At 66.6% G+C, this 739-nt stretch carries 1 protein-coding gene; it reads left to right on the forward strand.

From position 1 onward, the window contains the following. Window positions 1-123: 123 nt before the first annotated feature. A partial coding sequence (locus tag OR16_RS38480) for an ABC transporter ATP-binding protein (RefSeq protein WP_006164741.1) occupies window positions 124-739 on the forward strand: 616 nt, incomplete at its 3' end.

Below are 739 nucleotides of genomic sequence, written 5' to 3' on the forward strand. Positions count from 1 at the left end.
CGCCGCTTACGCTGCACCTCGATCCCGCGCAGCTCTACCTGTTCGACGCCACCGGCATGCGCATCCATGCGCCCAGCCGGTCGCAGAGGGTCGCCCCCGCCACCGCCGAGCTGGGAGCCTGAGATGACACGCATCGACCTCGACCTGTCCCATTCGTACCGGCCCGATCCGCAATCGGACGAGGACTACGCGCTGCTGCCGCTGAAGTTCACGTTCAATGACGGCGGTGCCTACGCCTTGCTTGGACCCTCCGGCTGCGGCAAGACTACCTTGCTCAATTGCATTTCCGGCTTGCAGCGGCCGTCGCACGGCACGGTCTCGTTTGACGGCCGCGACGTGACCGCGGCCACGCCGCAGGCGCGCAACATCGCCCAGGTGTTCCAGTTCCCGGTCATCTACGACACCATGACGGTGGGCGAAAACCTCGCCTTCCCCTTGCGCAACCGCGGCGTGCCCGCGGCCCAGGTGAAGGAGCGCGTGGGCCGCGTGGCCGAGATGCTGGATCTGTCCGCGTCGCTGGACCGCCGCGCCAGCGGCCTGGCGGCCGACGCCAAGCAGAAGATCTCGCTCGGACGCGGGCTGGTGCGCCAAGACGTATCGGCCATCCTGTTCGACGAGCCGCTCACGGTGATCGATCCGCACCTGAAATGGCAGTTGCGCCGCAAGCTCAAGGAGATTCACCACGAATTCCAGCTGACGCTGATCTACGTCACGCATGACCAGACCGAGGCGCTCACCT

Origin of the sequence: Cupriavidus basilensis OR16, from assembly GCF_000243095.1 — a bacterium.
Taxonomy (GTDB): Bacteria; Pseudomonadota; Gammaproteobacteria; order Burkholderiales; family Burkholderiaceae; genus Cupriavidus; species Cupriavidus basilensis_D.